The 21,418-nt window shown below is 65.3% G+C and carries 21 protein-coding genes; 8 read left to right on the top strand and 13 right to left on the bottom strand.

Annotated features, from left to right (window positions below):
* On the top strand, positions 1–1,961 hold a 1,961-nt coding region (locus ACE026_RS17110), incomplete at its 5' end, for a S9 family peptidase (RefSeq protein WP_486040018.1).
* A gap of 6 nt (positions 1,962–1,967) precedes the next feature.
* On the opposite strand, the gene ACE026_RS17105 is transcribed toward ACE026_RS17110, so the two are convergent.
* Positions 1,968–2,387 (bottom strand): BLUF domain-containing protein, encoded by a 420-nt coding sequence (locus ACE026_RS17105; RefSeq protein WP_486040016.1) that lies wholly within the window; start codon positions 2,385–2,387, stop codon positions 1,968–1,970.
* 210 nt (positions 2,388–2,597) lie between these two features.
* Between ACE026_RS17105 and ACE026_RS17100 the strand changes: the two genes are divergently transcribed.
* Positions 2,598–3,584, top strand: a complete 987-nt coding sequence (locus tag ACE026_RS17100) for a chemotaxis protein CheB (protein WP_486040015.1) — start codon at positions 2,598–2,600, stop codon at positions 3,582–3,584.
* A gap of 74 nt (positions 3,585–3,658) precedes the next feature.
* On the opposite strand, the gene ACE026_RS17095 is transcribed toward ACE026_RS17100, so the two are convergent.
* From ACE026_RS17095 to ACE026_RS17075, 5 genes are all read right to left on the bottom strand, one after another.
* Positions 3,659–4,207 carry a cysteine hydrolase family protein gene (locus ACE026_RS17095; RefSeq protein WP_481524651.1) on the bottom strand — a complete coding sequence of 183 codons (549 nt, stop codon included), beginning with the start codon at positions 4,205–4,207 and terminating at the stop codon, positions 3,659–3,661.
* A gap of 17 nt (positions 4,208–4,224) precedes the next feature.
* Positions 4,225–4,863 carry a DUF6766 family protein gene (locus tag ACE026_RS17090; protein ID WP_481524652.1) on the bottom strand — a complete coding sequence of 213 codons (639 nt, stop codon included), beginning with the start codon at positions 4,861–4,863 and terminating at the stop codon, positions 4,225–4,227.
* A gap of 90 nt (positions 4,864–4,953) precedes the next feature.
* Positions 4,954–5,316, bottom strand: a complete 363-nt coding sequence (locus ACE026_RS17085) for a hypothetical protein (protein ID WP_481524653.1) — start codon at positions 5,314–5,316, stop codon at positions 4,954–4,956.
* A 21-nt stretch (positions 5,317–5,337) separates the two neighbouring features.
* Positions 5,338–5,832, bottom strand: coding sequence for a YciE/YciF ferroxidase family protein (locus ACE026_RS17080; RefSeq protein ID WP_314401761.1), 495 nt, complete (start codon positions 5,830–5,832; stop codon positions 5,338–5,340).
* A gap of 85 nt (positions 5,833–5,917) precedes the next feature.
* Entirely contained in the window at positions 5,918–6,349 is a 432-nt protein-coding gene (locus tag ACE026_RS17075) for a low affinity iron permease family protein (protein ID WP_481524654.1), read from the bottom strand.
* 219 nt (positions 6,350–6,568) lie between these two features.
* Between ACE026_RS17075 and ACE026_RS17070 the strand changes: the two genes are divergently transcribed.
* The 4 genes from ACE026_RS17070 (at position 6,569) to ACE026_RS17055 (ending at position 12,065) form a co-directional block, all read left to right on the top strand.
* Complete coding sequence (locus ACE026_RS17070; RefSeq protein WP_141056930.1) at positions 6,569–6,745, top strand: DUF3606 domain-containing protein; 177 nt, start codon at positions 6,569–6,571, stop codon at positions 6,743–6,745.
* A gap of 13 nt (positions 6,746–6,758) precedes the next feature.
* Positions 6,759–9,317: a DNA ligase D gene (ligD, locus tag ACE026_RS17065; RefSeq protein WP_481524655.1), complete on the top strand. Its 2,559-nt coding sequence runs from the start codon at positions 6,759–6,761 to the stop codon at positions 9,315–9,317.
* Positions 9,318–9,356: 39 nt separating this feature from the next.
* Positions 9,357–10,169: an OBAP family protein gene (locus ACE026_RS17060; protein ID WP_481524656.1), complete on the top strand. Its 813-nt coding sequence runs from the start codon at positions 9,357–9,359 to the stop codon at positions 10,167–10,169.
* 120 nt (positions 10,170–10,289) lie between these two features.
* The gene (locus tag ACE026_RS17055; RefSeq protein WP_486040012.1) at positions 10,290–12,065 is read left to right on the top strand and encodes a YbhB/YbcL family Raf kinase inhibitor-like protein; all 1,776 of its coding nucleotides are present in this window, start codon (positions 10,290–10,292) and stop codon (positions 12,063–12,065) included.
* A gap of 63 nt (positions 12,066–12,128) precedes the next feature.
* Here ACE026_RS17055 and ACE026_RS17050 read toward each other — a convergent pair whose 3' ends face one another.
* The 3 genes from ACE026_RS17050 to ACE026_RS17040 all read right to left on the bottom strand — a co-directional run bounded on the left by ACE026_RS17050 (position 12,129) and on the right by ACE026_RS17040 (position 14,016).
* Complete coding sequence (locus ACE026_RS17050) at positions 12,129–12,689, bottom strand: mechanosensitive ion channel domain-containing protein (protein WP_314401771.1); 561 nt, start codon at positions 12,687–12,689, stop codon at positions 12,129–12,131.
* Positions 12,689–13,555: an SDR family oxidoreductase gene (locus ACE026_RS17045; RefSeq protein WP_481520949.1), complete on the bottom strand. Its 867-nt coding sequence runs from the start codon at positions 13,553–13,555 to the stop codon at positions 12,689–12,691. The genes ACE026_RS17050 and ACE026_RS17045 overlap by 1 nt, the downstream gene beginning before the upstream one ends.
* 83 nt (positions 13,556–13,638) lie before the next feature.
* Complete coding sequence (locus ACE026_RS17040; RefSeq protein WP_346477612.1) at positions 13,639–14,016, bottom strand: sensory rhodopsin transducer; 378 nt, start codon at positions 14,014–14,016, stop codon at positions 13,639–13,641.
* Between the two features lie 62 nt (positions 14,017–14,078).
* On the opposite strand from ACE026_RS17040, the gene ACE026_RS17035 reads away from it, so the two are divergent.
* A complete protein-coding gene (locus ACE026_RS17035; RefSeq protein ID WP_481524658.1) occupies positions 14,079–15,062 on the top strand; it encodes a TIGR03885 family FMN-dependent LLM class oxidoreductase in 984 nt (327 codons plus the stop codon).
* Here the strand turns inward: ACE026_RS17035 and ACE026_RS17030 are convergent.
* From ACE026_RS17030 to ACE026_RS17015, 4 genes are all read right to left on the bottom strand, one after another.
* The gene (locus ACE026_RS17030) at positions 15,026–16,621 is read right to left on the bottom strand and encodes an alpha-amylase family glycosyl hydrolase (protein WP_481524659.1); all 1,596 of its coding nucleotides are present in this window, start codon (positions 16,619–16,621) and stop codon (positions 15,026–15,028) included. The genes ACE026_RS17035 and ACE026_RS17030 overlap by 37 nt on opposite strands.
* Before the next feature lie 87 nt (positions 16,622–16,708).
* Positions 16,709–17,221 carry a hypothetical protein gene (locus ACE026_RS17025; protein ID WP_481524660.1) on the bottom strand — a complete coding sequence of 171 codons (513 nt, stop codon included), beginning with the start codon at positions 17,219–17,221 and terminating at the stop codon, positions 16,709–16,711.
* Between the two features lie 10 nt (positions 17,222–17,231).
* Positions 17,232–17,609, bottom strand: a complete 378-nt coding sequence (locus ACE026_RS17020; RefSeq protein WP_463272320.1) for a response regulator — start codon at positions 17,607–17,609, stop codon at positions 17,232–17,234.
* A gap of 44 nt (positions 17,610–17,653) precedes the next feature.
* Positions 17,654–20,809: a CheR family methyltransferase gene (locus ACE026_RS17015; protein ID WP_481524661.1), complete on the bottom strand. Its 3,156-nt coding sequence runs from the start codon at positions 20,807–20,809 to the stop codon at positions 17,654–17,656.
* Between the two features lie 230 nt (positions 20,810–21,039).
* Between ACE026_RS17015 and ACE026_RS17010 the strand changes: the two genes are divergently transcribed.
* Positions 21,040–21,393: a hypothetical protein gene (locus ACE026_RS17010; protein WP_463272322.1), complete on the top strand. Its 354-nt coding sequence runs from the start codon at positions 21,040–21,042 to the stop codon at positions 21,391–21,393.
* The last annotated feature ends 25 nt before the right edge of the window (positions 21,394–21,418 follow it).

Raw genomic sequence — 21,418 nt, 5'->3', positions numbered from 1 at the left:
CCCCCCCCCCCTTCACCTTGTCGTCGAGGCATTTCGTGGACTTCTCGATCGATTCCCTGTTTGAGCACACCAAGGTGCTCTCGCTGTCTTCCCACACCGCGTCTGCCGGCCTTGTGTATGTGACCTCCCAGCCGATGGCCGGCGATGACGCGTACCGGTCCTCTCTGTGGTTCACGCCGTCGCCCGCTGCCTCGGCGCCCAGGATGCTTGCCACCACGGGCGGCGTGGGGTCGCCACAGCTCCGTGCGGACGGCAGGATGATTGCCTTTCTCAGCAAGCGGGGCGGGGCCCGGAAGCGACTGCCGCACGTACTGGCCACCGACGGTGGTGAGGCGCGCGCGGCCGGCAATGCGAAGGAGCTGAACGTTTCATCGTTGCTGCAATGGCATCCGGACGGGCGTCATCTGCTTGCGCTGGTGCGCCTTCCATACGCCGAGGACAGCGGCGACGACGTGGCACATCCAGCGCGACCGAACGTCATAACCCACGTCCCCTACAAGCGGGATGGGGCCGGATTCACCGTAGGCGCGCGCGCGCATCTGTTCTGCCTGGACATGGAGGGCAGCGAACCGCCGCACCCGCTGACATCGGGTGACATCGACGTGCGGGCCGGCGCGTGGTCGCCCGACGGCACGTGCCTGGCGTACACCGCAACCGCGTCCGGGTGCACCCGTCACCGCATCAACCTCTGGATGCTCGGCCCGGATGGCGTGCGGCAGCAGATAACCAACCGTTTCTCCACGATGAGCGGCCTGTGCTGGTCCCCCGATGGCCGCCAGCTTGCGTTCGCCGCCAACACGGTCGACGGGGATTCGGCGTCCTATCTGTATTGCTGGAGCCAGGCCGACGGCGTGCAGGGGCCCTTGATCGCAGACAGCCTGGAGGGCGCGCAGATCGTCTGGCGACCCGACGGCCGGGCAGTGGCGTGCGTCATCAGCCGGTGTGGACTGTTTGAGGTCGCGGTCATTGATGTGGCCGACCGCAGCCACTCTCTGTTGCCCAACCACGACAGCCAGGTATCCCACCTGGGCGCCTGCGGCGATGCACTGGTGCTGGTGGCTGCCAGCTACACCTGCCTGGAAGAGGTGTATCTGAGCGCATGGGACCGCGATTCGCGCCGCCGCAAAGTGACCGCGCTCAACGCCGGGCTCTCTGCGCGCCTGCCCGTCACCTGCGCTCGCCGGTCCTTCAAGGTGCCCGATGGACGCGGCGCCACCGAGCAAGTGGACGCATGGCTGCTCGCGCCGAAGGCCAGGCGCGGCGACCCGCCACCTCCGCTTCTGGTAGATATGCATGGCGGCCCGCACAGCGTTGCCTTGATGGATTTTGCGGCCCATGTGTACCTTTACGCCGCCGTGGCCCGGGGCTGGATGGTGCTGGCGCCAAACCCGGTAGGATCGAACGGATACGGGCAGGAGTTCGAGAAGCGGCTGATCGGGCGCTGGGGCGAACTGGACCTGCCGCAGGTGCAGGCCATGGTGGCCGAATTGCAGGCGGATGGAACAGCGGGCACTCCCGTCGCCTGCGCGGGGAAGTCCTACGGTGGCTTTCTGAGCGCGTGGGCGATCGGCCGCAGCACCACCTTTGCGGGCGCGGTGATCAGCGCCCCCGTGGCCAACATGCTCTCGCATGCCGGCACGTCCGACTCGGGCTACTACGTAACACCGTATGCCATGGGGGCAGAAGCCGAGGAGAACCCGAAGCGCTACCAGGCGTTGTCCCCGGTCGCGACTATAGGTAATGCGAGTGGGCCTGTTCTACTATTGAACGGCGCCGATGACCAGCGGTGCCCGGCTGGTCAGTGCGAGGAACTGATGACGCGGGTTGCGCGCTTGGGGCGGGTATCGGCCACCCTGGTGATCTATCCGGGGGGTAGCCATTCGCTGGCCGCCGCGGGTCGCCCGTCGCATCGATGCGACTACCACCGGCGCATCGCAGACTTCCTGGACAGCCTGCGCTGAGCTCGTTCATTGCTCCAACGGTGGGGCCACGATCCGCACCAGACGATCCGTGCCTGTGCGCGCGTCGTCGTTGCGGCTTCGGCTGAAGCCGGTCCAGTCGCCCCGGCACACAAAACGCAGGTCCGCTTCGCCCGCGGGTACCAGCCGCATGGACCAGTACGGGAAGCGGCGCCCGCTGATCTGGCCCTGACCGAGTTCCATCATTTCGCAATGACTGGTGGAATCCAGGATTCTCGAATAGACCTTCCACAACGCGTCTTCCGGGCCCTCGATGTACTGCAGGAACCGGCTGCCATCGAACAGCAGCACGCCAGTGACATCAACCTCCAGATTGAAGCGCTCGGCGTCGCGCGTCAGAGCGTCGACGCGCTCGATACTCAGGCCGGATATTGCTTGACTTGCATACGCCAACGCACGGATCGGCAAAACGGTGGCTCCCTCATTTCCTGGCTCAAATTTACCTTGCAGCGGCGTAAGAAATTGTCGTCGGCTGAAGCACTTTCTGAATGGGTCAGGACGTTAATCTCATTTCGTGAGGCGCGGCACAGTTCGGGGACGGGCCACCTGCACGCTGCCCTGAAGTCCCCTACAACATACTGAAGCCAAGCCAAGCCAAGCCAAGCCAAGCACGAACCTATGCAGATCAACGATCCCATCTGTCGTGATGTAGTCGTTATTGGAGCCTCCGCCGGCGCAATGCCGGTGTTGACCCGGCTGTCGGCCACGTTGCCTGCCGATTTTCCGGCCATCCTGCTTGTCCGGCATATCGGACGTCACGCCAGCGTGCTGCCCGACCTGCTCGCCGGACCCGGAAAGATGCGCGCTCGCCATGCGGCCACGGGAGACGCAATCGTCGCAGGAACCATCCTGATAGCGCCTCCCGATCAGCACATGCTGGTGGCCGACGGCGCTATCCGATTGACCCGGGGGGCAAAGGAGAACCTGGCACGCCCGGCGATTGACCCGCTGTTCCGCTCGGCGGCGGCCTGTTTCGGCCCCCGCGTTGTGGGCGTGGTGTTGAGTGGTCACCTCGACGATGGCACCGCCGGGTTGCAGGCCATCAAGGCGTGTGGTGGGCTTGCCGTCGTCCAGGATCCCGCGGACGCGCAGGAACCGAGCATGCCCCGCAGCGCGTTGCGCCATGTCGCGGTGGACTGGACCACCACGGGCGAAGAACTGGCGGCCGTCCTGCAGCACGCGGTCCGCCAACCGATTGTTTCCGCGCCCGCGGTCCCCGCCGCTGTGCGTCATGAGAACGACCTGATCATGGACATTGGCGACGACATGGGCCGACTGGACGCCATCGGCAGCACGACCAAGGTGAGTTGTCCGGCATGTGGTGGTGTGCTGTGGGGCATAGCCAACAGTGCCCCGCCGCGCTTCCGGTGCCATACCGGACACTCATTCACCTTGGACACGCTGAACCAGACGCAGGCCGCGCACACCGACGACACCCTGTGGCGCGCTCTGCGATCGCTGCAGGAGCGTCAGCAGGTGGTCCGGATGCTGATCGACCTGCACGGCGAGATGGGCGAGGACGGGGCTGGCCGTAGGCGGGATGAGCAGCGCATCACTACGGGTATCGAACAGTTGCGTGCACTGATCGACATCGGCGTCGCGTGACGCCTGGGACCTGGGCGAATATCCTCGATACAGCGCGCGTAACGCGCTTCACCTTGATGCACCCGGGGTTGATGTCAGCGGGAAAGATACGTTGCCAGCCGCAGCACCTTCGCGGCCTTTGCGTCCTGAAGCAGTCTCAGCGCGGTGGTCTTGTGGGCACCCTTTCCCGCTACCGCCTCACGGATCACGACGGTGTCGTATTCGCGGGCGTTGCTGTCGAAGCAGGTGGCCGCCACGCAGCTTTCGGCGGTCATGCCGCACACCACCAGTTCATTCACCCCCAGCTTGGCCAGCAGCACCGTCAACGGCGTGGCCAGGAACGCAGAGTGCTTTGGCTTGAGGACGAAGTAGTCGCCCGGTACGGGCGCCAACGCTTTGGCAATTGCCGATGACGCACCGTCCGTGGCCAGGCAGGCGGCCACCAACTCCCTGAAGTCCATCTGCCAGTTGGCGAAGTTGTCGTTGGCGTGGATCACCGGCAGGCCACGCTGGCGAAAGTGCCGGGCCAACCGCGCGATCTGCCGCGCGGCACGGAGCGCGTCCGGCTTCACCTGATCGGCGTCAGGAAAGTCGAACAAGGTGAACATGTCGATGATCAACAGCGCGGGGGACGGCGTGCTCATCGGCGCTGAGCGGTCCGTCAGTCACCGGTCTGGCTGTGGGGCGCAGCCAGCGGCTTGGATTGAGGAGAGTCTTTCTGGCGCAGGAAGATGGTCAGGATCACCAGCGACAGCACGGCCAGGAATTCGCTCTGCCAGTTCTGGAAGGACTCGAACCAGAAGCTGCTGCTCCACAGGTGCTCCCAGCAGGTGGGCGGAGGCAGGCCGCGTGTCACCTGCTCATCCACCTCGGCCCGCCAGCTGCCAGCAAGGTGCAGGACGAAACTCATCAGGAACAACAGGCCGAAGGCGATGGCAAGGGAGTGGCCATACAGCACTTTCCAGACGCCCCCTTTGCGCACCGCCCACGGCACCGGACCGGGTTCTATCCGCTCCTGTTCCTGCGCATGCGACAACGGCCGCGATTCGGCCGACCCCTTCTGACGAAGGCTCACCGTAAGCAGAACATACATGCCCATCTGCAGGAATTCGCTTTCCCAGTTTTCGAAGGTCGCACTCATGAAGTGCCCGCTGTGCAGGTACTCCCACAGGTCCACGCCGGCCCGATGGGTTTCGGCAAGCTCTTCATTGTGGGCCAGGAAGCCCGTCCAGATCTGCCCGCCCAGGAAACAGAGCAGCAGACCGAACAGTACGATGGAGAGGCCGTTTCGTTTCCACATGAGATGCACCCTGGCGTGCGTGGGCTGGAGAGGATCGTCGTCGTCGTCCGGGACGGGTAAGTGAGCGGCACGGTCAGGTGCCGCTCAGGGTCATCCATCCCTATCCGGTGCTTTGCAACAGGTGCCGGCCTGACCAAAGTTGGGCTGGGTCCGGCCGTCGCGTTGGGCCGTGCCATCGGGCTCACCTTCCCCAGCCTTGCCCCCTTTGCCGTGGCCATGCTGGTTATAGCCTGCGTTCTCTGCTGCACGCTCACCGCTGCCGTCCTGCTCATCTTCGGGTGAGGGCGGTTTGGCGGGAATGAAGGGCGATATCGGGTCACTCGCCGGAAAGGTCTCCTCCAACGCCTCGTCGTGATTGCGTCGGGTACTCGCCTCGCGGTCCTCTCGCTCGCCAGCCGTCTCGGTCTTTTCTGCTTCGCCCGGCAGCGGCGGGTCCTTCTGGTCGCGTCGCATGTGTGTTTCCTCGCGGTCGGCTCAGGCGGCCGCTGCTTCGGCGTTGCCGCCGGACTTGGCCAGCATGGTCAGCTTCTCGTCGGTCGCCTTCTCTTCTTCCAGGGTTTCCAGCAGCAATGGCAGGGCATCCTTGTAGCCCAGTTGCTTGGCCAGCGCGGCAATCGTGCCGTAAGACGCAATTTCGTAGTGCTCCACTTTCTGCGCGCCACCGATCAACGCGGCATCACGCACGGGGCCCTTCTCAATGCCATCAATGACCTCCTTGCCTTCTTCCACCAGGCCTTCCATCGCTGCGCATTTGATGCGCTTGAGGCGAATGCCCAGTACGTCCACCACGCGATCGATCCGCTCGATCTGCCCCTGGGTCTCCTCAAGATGCGTCTCAAACGCGGCGGCCAGGTCGGGGTTGGTGGACGCGCGCGCCAGCCTCGGCAGCGCCTTGGTCAACTGCTTTTCTGCGCTGTAGATGTCCGACAGCTCATGGATGAACAGGTCTTCGGCGGTCTTGATAGCCATTGCAATCTCCACAGTGGTTGGGGATGAACGATCAGCATGCGAGCGTCGGCGTTGGTCTGGCGCGCATGCAGGGTGAAACCTGGGTTTACACGTCAGCGAGCTGGTCCGTCTGGCCGGGCGGGGCGGGCATGCAGGCATCCTTCTTGGCCTTGAGCTGGGCGGCGGTGCTGGCCAGCGCTTCATAGCGCCGGCGGATTTCCTCCAGGCGCTCCTGGTCCATTTCTTCAAGATTCAAGAGTTCGTCGTTGGCATTGCTGGTCGCCCGGATCAGCTCGTCCAGCTTGATATGGAGGGCGGCAGTGTCGGCATTCTGGGTATGCTGGATGAGGAACACCATCAGGAACGTCACGATGGTGGTGCCGGTATTGATGACCAGCTGCCAGGTGTCGTTGAACTTGAACAACGGGCCGGTGCCGGCCCATACGATCACCACGCCCAGCGCGGCCACGAATGCACCCAGCGACCCGGACGCCTTGGACACTACGCATGCCACCCGGTTGAAAAAATGGCTTCCCACTGACACGACTCACCTGCAACGAATTGATGGGTCGAGCCTAGGAAGGCTGATGTCTGCGTGTCGTCACGCAGGCGCGAAGGGCTGCGTGAAAGGCGCGTTGGCGATCCGTCAATTGCCACATCGCACACGCCTTCTTGCTGTCCGGCTCACCCGCGCCTCGCGTCATAATGACAGCGGCGGTCGGATGCTCTTCGGACACCTTCTCATGCGGAGATCGAGATGAGCGACGACAGGAAGAATACCGGTGCGCCGGACCGCGACAGGATCAATCTCAACGAAGACTACGAGGTGCAGTACTGGGTGCAGACCTTGGGCATTACCCGCGACGAGCTGAAGGCCGCCGTGGAGGCCGTGGGGCCGACCGCCAACGCGGTCCGCGAGCACCTGCGCAAGTGACGGGCCCAGCGACGTGTCGCTGACCGAGTACCGGCGCAAGCGCAGCTTCGACAAAACGCGTGAGCCTGAGCCGGGCAAGCACCTGCCCGCCGGGCAACGCGCCATCTTCGTGGTGCAGCTGCATCATGCCAGCCGACGCCATTACGATTTCCGGCTGCAGGTCGGCGATGCGTTGAAGAGCTGGGCCGTGCCGAAAGGTCCGAGCTACAACCCCAGGGTGAAGCGCATGGCAGTGGAGGTCGAAGACCATCCACTGGACTATGCCGGGTTTGAAGGCGAGATTCCCAAGGGTGAATACGGTGGCGGGCACGTGGCGCAGTTCGACCACGGCGTGTGGTCCACGCGCGGCGACGCGGAGGCGCAGCTGGCCAAAGGCCACCTGCGGTTCGAGTTGTTCGGCTCAAAGCTCAAGGGTGGCTGGCACCTGGTACGGTCAGGCAAGCCGGCGCGGCAGCCGCAATGGCTGTTGTTCAAAGACGAGGACGCCTACGTCAGTGACGTTGAAGCCGATGATCTGTTGGGCGACGTGGCGGCGGCGCCCGCGGACGACCTCAAGCGCGCGGGAGGCGGCAAGATCGCAAAGCGGCGCCTGACGACAGTACCGGTGGCAGCCCGCAAGCGGCGGGTGGACTGGGCCAGGAAAGCACTGCGGCTGAACAAGGCCCGGAAGGCCGCCGCGCCTACCGGGCCGTTCCAGCCCCAGCTGGCCAAACTCGGTGAAAGCCCTCCGAAGGGCGGGCAGTGGGTGCATGAGATCAAATGGGACGGCTACCGGATTCTTGCCACGGTGGCAGAGTACGAGGTGCGGCTGTGGTCTCGCAACGCGCTGGAGTGGACCGGAAAGCTGCCGGAAATACACGATGCCATAGCGGCGCTGGGCCTGAGATCGGCCGCGCTCGACGGCGAGTTGATCGCCGGGCGCGGCACGAAAGAGGATTTCAATCTGCTGCAGGCAACCCTTTCCGGCGAGCGGCAGGGTGCGTTGTCCTACGCCCTGTTCGACCTGCTGCACATCAACGGCGTGGACATCAGCGAGGCCACCTTGCTTGAGCGCAAGGCACTGCTGGAAGAAGTCCTGAAGGAGGCGCCTGCTCATCTCGCATTGAGCTCGCATATCGCCGGCGATGGCGAGGCCGCCTATCGCCTGGCAGGGGAACAGCATTTCGAAGGCATCATTTCCAAGCGCGCCGATCAGGGCTATCACGGCGGGCGAAGCGACGACTGGCGCAAGACCAAACAGCTGGCCAGTGACGAGTTCGCGGTGGTGGGGTACACCGCGCCAAAGGGCGGCCGCAGCGGCTTCGGCTCGCTGTTGCTGGCCAGGCCCGACCCGGACCACGGCTGGTTGTACGCAGGGCGGGTCGGCTCGGGCTTTTCACACGCGTTGCTCGCCGAGCTGAGTGCGCTGATCGGCTCGGCAGGTGGCAGGACGCCCACGGCGCACGTGCCCACCACCGAGACGGACCTGCGTACGGCCGTCTGGTTCGAACCGCGGTTCGTGGTGGAGGTGTTCTACCGTGGTATCGGTGGCCAGCAGCTGCTGCGGCAGGCGTCGTTGAAGGCGGTGCGCCCCGACAAGGACGTCGCCGACCTGGCCAGTACCGATCACGCTGCCGTTCCCACGCCCAGCAGCGGTGCGCCGCGATCGGGCAGGGCAGCGAAAGGGCGTCCGGCGCGCGCCACCGTTCCCGCGCCGCCGCGCACGCCGCCGGCCCTGTCCAGTCCGTCCAAAGTGATCTTTCCGGACATCAAGGCCACCAAGCAGGATGTGTGGAACTACTACAGCGCGGTGATGGACCATCTACTGCCGGAGGTGATCGGGCGACCGCTGTCGGTCATCCGATGTCCGGCGGGCACGGGCAGGCCCTGTTTCTTCCAGAAGCACCATACCGCCGGACTGTCCATGGTCAGCTCCGTGCGGCTGAAGGAAGACACGGGCGTCAATGCCCACTACCTGGTGGTGGAAGACGCCGCCAGCCTGCTGGAACTGGTGCAGTTCAATGCAGTGGAGTTCCATCCGTGGGGCAGCCGTGCGGCCACGCCCGAACGCGCTGACCGCGTGGTGTTCGACCTGGACCCGGGTCCGGATGTGCCGTTCGCGGAGGTCAAGAAGGCGGCCACCGATATCCGCAGGCTGCTGCGGCAGCTGGAGCTGGAGTCTTTCCTGCGGGTGTCCGGTGGCAAAGGGCTGCATGTGGTGGTGCCCTTGAACCCGGGGTGCGACTGGGACCTGACCAAGCGCTTCGCGCACGGCTTCGCCGATGCGCTGGCCACTGCCGAGCCGGACCGGTTTCTGGCCACCTCCAGCAAGCGCCTGCGCAACCGCCGCATTTTCGTCGATTACCTGCGTAACGGCCGTGGCGCCACTGCGGTAGCCTCCTATTCGCTACGGGGCAGGCCAGGTGCGCCGGTGGCGCTGCCGATTGCATGGAGCGAGCTGCCGAAGTTGAAACGCGCCGACAGCTTCACCCTGCACGACGTGCCGGCGCGGCTGAAACGACGTCGCAAGGACCCATGGGCGGGCATCGACAGCCTGCAACAGAATCTGGCCCGGTGGGCGCAGGACGACTGACCTGCACCGGGCATGGCAATGACTATCGGGAGAATGACCATGCGCCACACCCTCTTCAGTGCCACCGCCGCACTCGCTTTGGTCGCCTGTGGAGGCGGCGATACCGACTCCAGCGTGCAGGCGCCGGGCGCGGACGCCAAACCCACCACCCAGGTGCTGGAGGCGGGCGCGGCGGTGCTGCAGGACCGGCCGCCGATCGAGGCGATCAACGCCTACCTGGACGGCTTCCATTTCTACAACGGTCACATGAAGGCGCAGATGGAGGCGCATCACTACTGCGCGATCCTCAATGAGGAGGTCATCCAATGCACGATCTACGATGGCAATGTGCGCGATGCCAAGCTGATGGGGGTGGAGTACATCATCAGCGCCGCGTTGTTCGCGGCGCTGCCCGAGCAGGAAAAAGCGCTCTGGCACAGCCACGTGCATGAGGTGAAGTCCGGGCAGCTGCTCGCACCTGGCATTCCCGAGCTGGCCGAACACGCGCTCATGCAGAAGCTGGTCGGCACCTACGGCAAGACGTGGCATACCTGGCATACCGACCTGGACAAGGACCTGCCGCGCGGAATGCCGCAGCTGATGATGGGCTTCACTGCCGACGGCCAGGCCGATCCGGCCATGGTGGCCGCGCGGGACAAGCGATTGGGCATTGACAGCCAACAGCGCAAGGCACGTCGGGCAGACATATCGGCGCCGCCCGTCGCGCCCGGTGCCGATGCCTGGCAGAACGGCCGCGTCGTCCAGATCAATGACAGTATCGGGCACGCACACCCGCGTTCGGAGGGCAGCGGAGAGGCGGCGGCGCCCGGCAGCAACGCAACCTCGCAGCGCGACGCCGACACCCTGCGCTGAGCGGGCAGGGGGCCGCAGGTGTCATCCCGCATTGTCACGCGTTGCTCGCGCGCCATTCTCAGGGGCTTGATCGGTGCCAACGGATGCTTTACTCCAGCCAAAATTTCGGGGGCGTTCCTGATGAAGAGATTCTCACTAGGTGCTGCGCTGCTGTGTGCGCTGGTCGGCCCGGCCTGGGCACAACAAGGCGACGGAACCGACGCCCCGGCGCGGGTAAACACCTTCAAGCCTGCCAAGGTCGAGGCAACCGCCACGCGCCTGGCGGCGCTGAAGGTGCCGGCCGGCTTCAAGGTCACCGTTCTGGCCCGCGACCTGCAGAACCTGCGCATGCTGGTGGTGGCGCCGAACGGGAATATCTATGCCTCGCGGCGTGAGCAGGGCGATGTGCTGCTGCTCAAGGATGCCAAAGAGGACGGCGTGCTGGACCAGCTACCCCAGACGGTGGCGCACCGGCCCGGCGTGCACGGCCTGGCCATCAACGCCGATCAGCTTTACATGGCCACCGCGACCGAGGTATTCCGCGCGCCGATCCGGCCGGATGGAACGTTGGGTGCGGTCGAGCGGATCATCAACGATCTGCCCGACGGCGGCCAGCATCCCAACCGTACTCTGGCCTTCGGCCCGGATGGCATGCTGTACATCAGCGTGGGTTCCTCGTGCAATGCGTGCAACGAGACCAACCCCGAGCATGCCACACTGCTGCGGGCCTCCCCGGACGGCAAGACCCGGACCATCTTCGCCAGTGGCCTGCGCAACATGCTGGGGTTTGCCTGGGATCCTGCCACGGGCGAGTTGTGGGGCATGGACCACGGCATCGACTTCCTCGGCGACGACGTGCAGCCGGAAGAACTCAATCACATCGTCAGGGGCCGGCAGTATGGGTGGCCGCACATCTGGGGCAGGGATGGCCAGAATCCGCAGAGCACGCCACCGGGCGGGATCAGCAAGGCGCAGTGGGCGGCCATGAGCGCGCCGATGGTGTCTGGCTACACGGCGCATGCTGCACCGATGCAGATGCTGTTCTACACCGGCAGCCAGTTCCCCGCCGACTACCACGGCGACGCATTCGTGACGATGCGGGGTTCCTGGAATCGCAAGCCAGCCTCGGGTTATGAGGTGGTGCGGATCCGTTTCCGGAACGGCCAACCGATCGCGTTCGATCCGTTCCTGACCGGCTTCCTGGTTGACGGCGGGCAGGCGCACATTGCTCGACCGGTGGGCCTGGCGCTGAGCCGGGGCGGCGCACTGCTGGTCGGCGACGACGCCAACGGCGCGTTGTATCGGGTGGCCTACACCGGCCCCAGCGGCACCGCAGCAGCGCCGGTTGCCGTGCCGGTGGGCCCGTTGCAGAAGCAGCTCTCCCAGGGCAACAACGTACCGCTGGCGCTGGAGCGCACGCCCAACGTGGCGACGCTCCGCGTGCGATCGCCGGCCTTTGCCGATGGGCAGCCGCTGCCATCACGCTTCAGTGCCTACCACGAGGGTGTGTCGCCGCCGCTTGAATGGGATCCCGTGCCCGGTGCAGTGTCCTACGTGGTGATTGCCGAGGACCCGGACGCGGCGGCGATCAAACCATTCGTGCACTGGGTGGCCTGGAACATCCCTGGCACGGTGACCCGGCTGCCCGAAGGGCTGCAGAAACTACCGCGTCTCACCGAACCGGCAGGGCTGCTGCAGGGCGCCACCAGCCGGGGCGCGCCGGGCTATTACGGCCCCCGGCCGCCGGTGGGCGACCCACCGCACCACTATCATTTCCAGGTGCTCGCATTGGATACCACGCTCGCGGTGGATCCGGGTGCAAGCCGCGACGAGGTGCTCAAGGCGGCGCAACGGCACATCCGGGCGAAGGGAAGCCTGGTGGGAACCTACCAGCAGACGGACGCACCGCTGAAGTAGCGGGGCGTTTGGTGTGTCAGCATCCATGGAGCGAACCGCGCAGGACGGTGGCCAGCGCGGCGTTCAATGCCAGTGGCGCATCATGCGCTGGAAGAACAGCGAATTGGGCACCTTCAAGAGGCAGTTTTTCGAGGCGGGGTTGCTGTCCTGCAAGGTGGTGTAGATCAGGTTGATATCCACCACCCGGCCACAGATGCCGGGTTTGTCGGCACTGTCGATCACCTCGATCTGGTCATACAGGCGGAACGGTTTGGTCGCGAAGATCAGGAAGGAGCAAAAGATGTTGGAGAGTACGCTCCAGGCAGCGAAAAACGCGACCGCGCCCACGGCGGCAAATCCCGTCAATGCGCTCCACAGCACCCGCGCCGACACGCCCAGCCGCTCCAGCGCAAGCAGCAACGCGGCGGCGTAGATCAACGTCGCGGCGATCCGCCGCGCGCCCACCGCGAACGCGGGCGGGAACTCGTAGCGGCTGGCCATCGTGCGGGCCGTGGCTGCGATGGAACGGACCAGCAGCCAGGCGATCATCCCAATCAGCAGCAACTCGCCGATCGGGACGACCACGTCCAGCCATTCGTCCAGCCAGGTTGGCAACGCGGACCGTGCTGCGCGCCAACGGTCCATCACAGCGTCACGGCGCCGCCGGACACGGTGAGCAGCGCGCCGGAGGTGTAACTGGCGCCTCCGGCGGCCAGCATCACGTAAGCCGATGCCAGCTCGGCGGGCTGCCCCGGGCGCCCGAAGGGGGTCTGCGAGCCGAAGTTTTCCACTTCCTCGGCGGCCATGCCGGCGGGAATGAACGGCGTCCAGATCGGTCCTGGCAGGACCGCGTTGACCCGGATGTGCTTGTCTGCCAGCAATCCGGCCAGGCCGATGGTGAGGTTGGCCACGGCGCCCTTGGTGGCCGAGTAGGGCAGGATGTTCGGGGTGGGCTTCTTGGAGTTGACCGATGCGGTATTGATGACGTTGCCACCGTTCTGCAGGTGGGGGACGGCCAGCCGCACCAGGTTGAACACGGCATGGACGTTGGTGTCGAACGTGCGCTTCCATTCCTCCAGGGTTATTTCGTCGAAGCTCTCGAAATATCGCTGGTAGGCGGCGTTGTTGACCAGCACATCCAGCCCGCCGAGGTCTTCCGCCACGCGCGCGATCAGCTGCTCGGCCTGTGCCGGGTCGCTGATGTCACACGGTATGAGCAGCGCCTTGCGGCCGGCCTGTTCGACAAGGCTGCCGATGCGCTCGGCATCGTCCTGCTCGGTGGGCAGATAGGCGATGGCCACGTCGGCACCTTCACGCGCGAAGGCGATGGCCACTGCAGCGCCGATGCCGCTGTCGCCACCGGTGATCAGCGCCCGCTTGCCGTCGAGCAGGCCATGGCCCTGATAGCTCTCTTCGCCGTGGTCCGGCGTGGGCTCCATGGGCCCGGTCTTCCCGGGAAAGCCCTGTTGCTGCGGTTTGAATGGTGGGCGGGGGTAGTCAGGAATGGCCATCGCGATCTCCGATCCAGTGAAAGGGAGTACCGATGCTGCGCGCGTGCCTGTAAATGGTTCGCCGATGTGGCGTCAGCATGGCGTCATAGCGGGTGAGCAATCGTCGTCATCAGGGCGTTCTCCGCCTGCCGCGAATCCAGGCGGGTGTGCTGCACGATGATGGGCTGATTGGAATGAATGAGCGTGGCGAACGGTGTTTCGCGCGGTACCTGCATCGGATCGTCGAGGTCATTGAAGCGCACGTGCCGTGTGCGTCGCGCGGGTACCTGGACCAGGTAAGGCCCGACAGGCTCACGATCCTCGAAGAACAGCAGCAGTTCCACCACGGCAGGCAGATCGCCGGGGTTGAGGATGCAGCATGTTTCGTGGCTTTCCAGCGCCGGCGCCGGGCCATTGCTCCAGCCCGGAATATAGCCTTCGGCGATGGCCCAGCGGCGATGCCCGTTGCATTCTGTTGTCATGTTCATGACGCCGTTTTAAATCGGGCTCTGTTGCAATGGTGTCAAATCAACAGGAGCGCGCCGTGATCGGTTTTCATGCTTCGCACGAACAATTCGCGCCGGCCACGTTGCTTGCGCTTGCACGGCGTGCCGTGGACAGCGGCTTCGACGCGGTGATGTGCTCGGACCACTTCCACCCGTGGGCCCGCCAGCAGGGGCAGTCGGGCCAGGCGTGGGCGTGGGCAGGGGCGCTGCTTGGCCAGGGGCCGGTGTCGCTGGGCATGGTCACCTGTCCTTTCGAGCGTTACCACCCGGCGGTGGTGGCCCAGGCGATCGCCACGCTGGAACAGTTCGCGCCCACCCTGGTATGGCTTGCGGTGGGCAGCGGCGAAGCCCTCAATGAAGCCATCACGGGTGCGCCGTGGCCGGCCAAGGGGAAACGCAACGCGCGCTTGAAAGCCTCTGCCGATGTGATCCGGTCCCTGTGGGCGGGCGAGAAGGTCAATCGCGACGGTGAGGTGCGGGTGCGCGATGCGCAGCTGTACAGCCGCCCGGCGACGCCGATACCGCTGCTGGGTGCCGCGCTGACGCCGGAAACGGCGTACTGGCTGGGCGGCTGGGCTGACGGCATGATCACCACCAGCATGCCGATGGACGCGTTGCGCGCAGTGGTTCGCGCCTTCGAAGCCGGCGGTGGCACCGGCAAGCCCCTTTACCTGCAGGTTAAACTCTCCTACGCACGCAGCCATGAGGCCGCGCTGGCCGGGGCGCGTGAGCAATGGCGGCAGAACGTGCTCAGCGCCGCCCAGAGCGAAACCCTTACCCAGCCAGAAGCCTACGAAGAACTGGGTAAACAGGTAACCGATGCCCAGCTTGCAGAGCGGGTGATCATCTCGCACGATCCCGGTGTGCATCGCGCGCACCTGCAGGCCTATCTGGACATGGGCTTCCAGCGGCTGTACCTGCACAACGTCAACCTGGAGCAGGAACGCTTCATCGACGACTTCGCCTCGCAGGTGCTCCCCGGGCTTCAGGAGTCGCCGTTGTCCAGCAGCAGCCAGGCATAGCCGTAGTTCCGCAGTATCACCTCGTTGCCCTGAAGGTCGGCATTGCGCACCACTATGGGTCGCAGAACCCCGTCGACGTCCAACGCGATGCGGTGGTCTGCGCGCCCCAGGTTGACCAGCGTGACCAGGGCGCTGTCGCCAGTACGGAAACGCAGGCCAAGCACCGCCGGTGGCATGCCATCCATCGGCTCGGCCTGCTGCTCCAGCCACGGCAGCGAACGTCGTGCCTGCAACAGTTCACGCACCCGGCAGAGCAACGAATCGGGGTCGCTCCGCTGTGAGTGCACAGTGACCCGGTCGCCGGCCCAGCCCCGGGTGTAGCTGGCCAGCGGCGCCCGCCACGGCGGTGCGGGGCCGTCGCTGAAACCGGCCTGGGGACCGGGCGACCACTGCATCGGCACCCGCACCGCGTCGCGCTCGGGCAGGTCAAGGTCATCGCCAAGCCCGATCTCATCGCCGTAGCGCAACACCGGGACCTGGCCCAGCGACATCAGCACCGCATGGGCCATGGCCAGCGCGTCCACGTCATGGCCGAACATGGGCGCCAGGCGTCGGCGGATACCGCGGCCGTAGATGCGCATGCCGGGCTCAGGGGCGAAGCGGTCCATCACGCTGGCCCGTTCGGCCGGGCTGAGCTGTTCCAGGTCCAGCTCGTCGTTGTTGCGCAGCCAAGCCAGTCGCGCCCGCGCCGGAGCGTCATCGTCGTACTCGGCAAGCGTTGTCGTGATCGCGCGGGCATCTTCCCGGGCGAACGCAAGGAAGAGGTGGTTGTTGAGGTGGAAGTCGAGCAGGTGCGACAGGCGTCGACCCTGGCACAGGTAGTCGCCGTACTGGTCGGCTGGCACGTCCGCCTCGCCGATCAGTATCGGTGCATCGTGGCGGGTGAGCGCCTGCGCCCGGATCTGTTCCAGCAACCAGCGTCCTTCGTCGCGCGGGTCGGCCAGCGCGGCCCGTTCCACCATGTAGGGCACTGCATCGATGCGGAAGCCGGCCACCCCGCGGTCCAGCCAGAAGGCAATGATGCGGCCCATCTCCTCCCGCACCGCGGCATTGGCCAGTTCAAGATCCGGCTCGTGGCGGTAGAAGCGGTGCTGGTAGAAGCGCGCGGCGTCGGCATCCCAGCTCCAGACCGATGCTTCCATGGGCGGGAACATCGGCGATGGACCGTCCGGTGGCGGCTGCTTCGCCCAGATGTAGCGCGCCGACATGTCCGCATCGCCGCTGCGTGCCTGGATGAACCAGGGGTGCTGGTCCGAGGTGTGCTGCATGACCAGTTCCACGATGACGCTCATGCCACGCGCCGCAGCTTCCCGCACAAGCGTGTCGAAGCTGCTGAAGTCGCCGATGCGCGGGTCCAGCGCGCAATGGTCGATCACATCGTAGCCCCCGTCGCGTCCGCCATTGCGGTACGTGGGCAGCAGCCACAGGTGGGTGATGCCCAGCCAGTGCAGGTAATCCAGTTTTTCGGTGACACCCCCCAAGGTGCCCCAGCCGTTGCCGTCGCCATCGCGGAACAGGGCGACATCGAGTTGGTAGAGTGCCGTTGAATGCGGGGCCATCGCGCTGTCCATTGTCAGGAGCGTTCAGGGTGCGCGTCGCAGCGTTGTGGTGGCGTGCGCCGGATGTGTGCGGCACTTCCACGATCTTCAACGTGCCCTATGGCGGCTCCGCCAGCAACGCCGGAATTCGAGCAGCGCCGGCAACACGGTCAACAGCAGGGCAGGGATCAGCGCGAACATCCATGTGCCGGTGGTGGCCGAATCCGGGCCGAGGCTGACCCCCTCGTCAGATGGCGCAGGGGTCGCTGACAGCAACGGCCAGCCGATTGCCCCCAATGCGACCCACGGTGCGATGTCCAGGATGCTGTGCACGTGTTGTTCGAGCGGAACGATGGTACGCACCGGGAAGGCCGCGCGTGTGTCCCAATAGCCGGCCAAGGCATGCAGGCACACGATGGCCAGCAGCACCAACCACAGCGCGGGGGTGGCCGCAAACAGCAGCCACAACAGGGTGCCCGTGCCCAACAGCCCGATCTGCACCAGATGCAGCGATGACTCGCGCAGGCCCGACGTGACGTCGATGGCGCTGCGCCGATGCAGGATGAAGTCGCCGGTCCCGGCGAGCAGCCAGAGCAGATACAGTCCATGCCAGAGGGTCATGTGCCGTGTCTCAATGCCGGGTGCAGATCGCGCTCACCATCTCCCACAGCGCCGAGGGAACGAAGGGCTTGCAGCAGACCGGATGGTCACGGAAGCGCGCATCGATGGAGGCGGCGTCGTAGCCGGTGGTGAACAGGAACGGGATGTTCGATGCGACCAGCTGGTCGGCCAACGGATACGAGGTCTCGCTGCGCAGGTTCACGTCGAGCACCACGGCGTCGATGTCGCCGTCGTGCTCGCTCACGTAGCGCTGCGCCTCGGCGAGCTTGCCGGTGATGCCCAGTACCTGCGCCCCCGCAGACTCGAGGAAATCGGACACGCTCATCGCCAGCAGGTAATTGTCCTCGACGACATACACCCTGCAACCGGCCAGAATGCCGTTGTTCATTTCATCCTCCCGCCTGGCGGCCCCCCCCGGTCCGCCGATAGCTGTCAATGTGTGTGGTCGTAAGGCACTTCGATGCTGCAGAAGACCCCATCGCTGGCATATTCCAGCCGTGTCTCGGCGTTGAGTGTGTGGGACATGGCGTGAACGATAAGTTGCGTGCCAAAGCCGATGCGTGAAGGCGCATCGTGAATAGGTACGCCGGTTTCCTTCCACGTCAGCGCAAGCCATTGCTGGCCCTCGTTCTCCTTTAGTTCCCACTGCACCAACAGCTGTCCGCCGTCCACTTTGAAGGCGCCGTACTTGGTGGCATTGGTGGACAGCTCGTGGAGCGCCAGGCTGAAGGTCTGCGCCATGTCGAAGCTCAGTGCAACGCTGCGCCCCCTCATGGTGACCCGCTCCATCGGCACACCCAGCGAGCCAAGCTCTGTGCGGACCATCTCACCCAGATCGACCTCGCCTGCCAGGGTGCCGCCCAGCAGGCTCTGCGCGCGCCCGAGCGCAGCAAGGCGCAGGCCGAAGTCGGCCACTCCCTCGCCATTGCCCAGCGTACGCAGTGCGATGGCCTGCACGATACCCAGCAGGTTGCGGGTGCGGTGCTGCAGCTCGGCGATGAGGATCTGCTGGCGCTCTTCCGAGCGCATCAGAGTGGTCACGTCCAGGAAGGTCACCACCACACCGTTGGAGCGCTCGGCGGCATCCACGTAAGGGCCCACCCGCACCAGATAGCTGCAGCCACGATCCGGGCAGGAGGCGCGGCGTTCGATCATCACCTCTTCCTTCAGCACCCGCTTCAGGTCGGCGTCGAAGCCAGGCAATGCCACGCGCACCGACAGGTCGGTGATGGGACGGCCAAGGTCGCTGTTGCGGATGTTGAATATGGATTCCACCGCAGGCGTAAACGAGCGGATCGCCAACCGTTCGTCCAGGAACACCGTGGCCACTTCGGTGGCGCGGAACAGGTTGACCAGATCGTTGTTGGCGCGGTCCAGGGCCTCCAGCTTGCCGTGCAGTTCCGCGTTGACCGTATGCAGTTCCTCGTTGACCGACTGCAGCTCCTCCTTGGAGGCTTCCAGTTCCTCGTTGGTGGACTGCATCTCTTCGTTGACCGACACCAGTTCCTCGTTGGAGGACTTCAATTCCTCCAAGGCCGTCTCGTACTCCTCGATCAGCGACTGCAGTCGGTCGCGCGTTTCATGGAGCTCGCGCTCGGTCTGCGAGTGATGGTCGGCCCGGTCGCCGGACTGTCCCACCACGCGGTCAGAGGCCTCTTCCCTGGACAGCGCCGGTCCCTGGTCCACGAACAGAACCAGGAACAATGCTTCGCTGCCGATGCGCTCGCTGAGCGGCTCGATGATCATCTTGACCAGCTGGACGCGGCCGTCCTCGACTTCCACCGGGAGCCCGCTGCGGTGGGCGCTGCGCCCACTCTCCACAGCCTCGCGGAAGATCGTACGCAGATCCAGCCGAAGTTCACGCCGCGCCAGGGTCAGCAGCTGTCGCGTGGGTGCGCCGGCGGGCACTTCCAGGTACTTGCCGGTCCGCCCGGAGAAATACACCACGTCACCGTCGCTGCTGACCACTACGTGCGGCGGCGCATAGCGATCCAACACCTGGGTTTCTGCGCTGTGGCGCATCGAGCCCGCTGGCGGCAGCCTGCGAGTGCTGCCTTCAACGGCCGCCTGCTGGCGGGGCAGCACCAACGACATGGGCAACCTCACCGTTGGCGTGGACCCGTTGCGACGCCGGAAGATCCGGTTGCGCTTGTCCACTGCCACGAACAGCTCGTCGAACTGGCTGAGGTTCTCGGCCGTACCCAGGAACAGAAAGCCCTCCGGACGCAGCGCGTAGTGGAAGGTGGGAATGACCTGCGCCTGCACGTCCGGACCGAAATAGATCAGCAGGTTGCGGCAGGAAACCATGTCGATGCGTGAGAAGGGTGGGTCGCGGATGACGCTGTGCGGGGAAAAGATGCACAGCTCGCGGACCTGCTTGGAGACCACCATGCTTTCGCCGTCGGCGATGAAGAATCGATCCTGACGTTCCTGGCTGACCGAACTGAGCAGTGGCCGCGGATAGCGGGCCGTCCGCGCAACGGCCAGGGCGCAGTCGTCGATGTCGGTCGCGAACAACTGTACGCGCGGCGGCGACGGCAGCGTATCCATGTGCTCGAGCATCAGGATGGCCAACGAATAGACTTCCTCGCCGGTGGCACACCCGGGCACCCAGACCCGAACGGTGTCCTCGGGACCACGCGCGGCCAGCAACTGCGGGATCACTTGCTCTTCAAGACTCTTGAATGCGTCCTTGTCGCGGAAGAAGTTGGTCACGTTGATCAACAGATCCCGGAATAGCAGGCCGGCTTCCTGCGGGTCTTTGCGCAGCACCTCAACGTAGGCGCCCAGGTCGCGCAGCCCCAGCACCTGCATCCGCCGGTGTACGCGGCGCAGGAAGGTCCGGGTTTTGTATCCACTGAAATCGTGGCCCACCTGGCTGCGCAGCAGCATGTAGATTTCGGCGACCGAGTCGGCGTCCTGTGCCGAGGAGCGCTGCGTCTGGGCGCTCTCAATGGCCTGGTCGAGCATGCCGATGTTCGCCGCGAACTCGGCGATCTTCGGCCCCATCGCCTCGGCCGGCAACGCGAAATCCACAAAGCCGAGCTGGATGGCCGAATCGGGCATGTCCGGGTATTGCGGACCGAAGCCATCGGCCACCTGCGCCAGGGTCATGCCGCCCTTTTCCTGAATCGCCTTCAGGCCCAGCGTGCCATCCGCATCGCCCCCGGACAGGATCACGCCCACCGCCAGCGCCTGCGCGTCATCGGCGAGTTCGCTCATGAAGATGTCCACCGGCTTCGGCTCGCGGTGCCCCTCCAGGTCGCGCAGCGTCAGCGTGCCATGTTCGATGCCAAGCACGCTGTCCTCTGGCATCACGTACACATTGCGGGGTTCGACCACCATGCCGGCCGCGGCCTGCACTACCGGCAGCGGCGTGAACCGGGCCAGGATTTCCGGCAGCAGGGTCCTGCGTGAAGGATTCAGGTGGGTCACCACCACGAACGCCATATCGGTATCGGCGGGTACGCCGCGGAAGAACCCCTCCAGCGCCTCGACGCCGCCGGCGGATGCGCCGATGCCGACGATGTGGAATTTCACTGCTGCCGCCATGTGGCGATGCGCCCGGAATAGGAGAAGATTGCTCATGCTCGCCGCCGCTTTCGGGTGTGTCAACCAATTCGACAGCCCTGAACACGTGGGTACGATGGTGCGATAAACGGTTTACGTGACGGGTGGGAACGCGGGGCCATGAATGACGTAGAGGGCGCGTGACGATATGTGAGCGTCGCCTTGATGAAATCGTGACGCGGCCACGACCCGGTGTACGACCACAGCCGCCGATAGTGAGGTCAACCAAAGGCTGAAGGACGCGCCCCATGAACTGCACTCCCCAATTCCGCACGGCTACCCCCCGTGTTACCCGCTTAGAATTGACCGAGCTCTACGTAGGCGGCGATACCGTCGCCGTTCAGCTGGATGGCTTTCCCTGTGACGCCTGGGCCCAGGCGCTCACGGACGTCCTTTCGCAGGATCCGGCACTTGCTGCGGTAACCGCCACCATCGACGGCTGCTGGGTCCATTTCACCGGCGTGCGCAGCTGCACCGGACCGCTTGCGCCACAGCTGCTTGGTGTGGTGCGGGCCGCCGGTGAGCTGGCCTACACGCCTCGCATTCTCCGGCCGGCGCACGGCGCGGTGGAACGCGCAGGCCACGCGCTGGCCCCCTGCTGAATCGCGCCGTCCCTGCCCATGCAAC

The organism is Stenotrophomonas sp. AGC87, assembly GCF_057333975.1.
The sequence above is the reverse complement of the archived record's forward strand: the minus strand, read 5'-3'. Positions and strand labels throughout refer to the sequence as shown.

What these genes read in the sequence shown, in the direction of transcription:
- ACE026_RS17070 (WP_141056930.1), top strand. Translation starts at nt 6,569, where the DNA reads ATGAGCGACGACAGGAAGAATACCGGTGCGCCGGACCGCGACAGGATC.
- ACE026_RS17055 (WP_486040012.1), top strand. Translation starts at nt 10,290, where the DNA reads ATGAAGAGATTCTCACTAGGTGCTGCGCTGCTGTGTGCGCTGGTCGGC.
- ACE026_RS17020 (WP_463272320.1), bottom strand. Translation starts at nt 17,609, where the DNA reads ATGAACAACGGCATTCTGGCCGGTTGCAGGGTGTATGTCGTCGAGGAC.
- ACE026_RS17045 (WP_481520949.1), bottom strand. Translation starts at nt 13,555, where the DNA reads ATGGCCATTCCTGACTACCCCCGCCCACCATTCAAACCGCAGCAACAG.
- ACE026_RS17095 (WP_481524651.1), bottom strand. Translation starts at nt 4,207, where the DNA reads ATGAGCACGCCGTCCCCCGCGCTGTTGATCATCGACATGTTCACCTTG.
- ACE026_RS17025 (WP_481524660.1), bottom strand. Translation starts at nt 17,221, where the DNA reads ATGACCCTCTGGCATGGACTGTATCTGCTCTGGCTGCTCGCCGGGACC.
- ACE026_RS17100 (WP_486040015.1), top strand. Translation starts at nt 2,598, where the DNA reads ATGCAGATCAACGATCCCATCTGTCGTGATGTAGTCGTTATTGGAGCC.
- ACE026_RS17040 (WP_346477612.1), bottom strand. Translation starts at nt 14,016, where the DNA reads ATGACAACAGAATGCAACGGGCATCGCCGCTGGGCCATCGCCGAAGGC.
- ACE026_RS17060 (WP_481524656.1), top strand. Translation starts at nt 9,357, where the DNA reads ATGCGCCACACCCTCTTCAGTGCCACCGCCGCACTCGCTTTGGTCGCC.
- ACE026_RS17085 (WP_481524653.1), bottom strand. Translation starts at nt 5,316, where the DNA reads ATGCGACGCGACCAGAAGGACCCGCCGCTGCCGGGCGAAGCAGAAAAG.
- ACE026_RS17015 (WP_481524661.1), bottom strand. Translation starts at nt 20,809, where the DNA reads ATGAGCAATCTTCTCCTATTCCGGGCGCATCGCCACATGGCGGCAGCA.
- ACE026_RS17080 (WP_314401761.1), bottom strand. Translation starts at nt 5,832, where the DNA reads ATGGCTATCAAGACCGCCGAAGACCTGTTCATCCATGAGCTGTCGGAC.
- ACE026_RS17050 (WP_314401771.1), bottom strand. Translation starts at nt 12,689, where the DNA reads ATGGACCGTTGGCGCGCAGCACGGTCCGCGTTGCCAACCTGGCTGGAC.
- ACE026_RS17090 (WP_481524652.1), bottom strand. Translation starts at nt 4,863, where the DNA reads ATGTGGAAACGAAACGGCCTCTCCATCGTACTGTTCGGTCTGCTGCTC.
- ACE026_RS17010 (WP_463272322.1), top strand. Translation starts at nt 21,040, where the DNA reads ATGAACTGCACTCCCCAATTCCGCACGGCTACCCCCCGTGTTACCCGC.
- ACE026_RS17030 (WP_481524659.1), bottom strand. Translation starts at nt 16,621, where the DNA reads ATGGCCCCGCATTCAACGGCACTCTACCAACTCGATGTCGCCCTGTTC.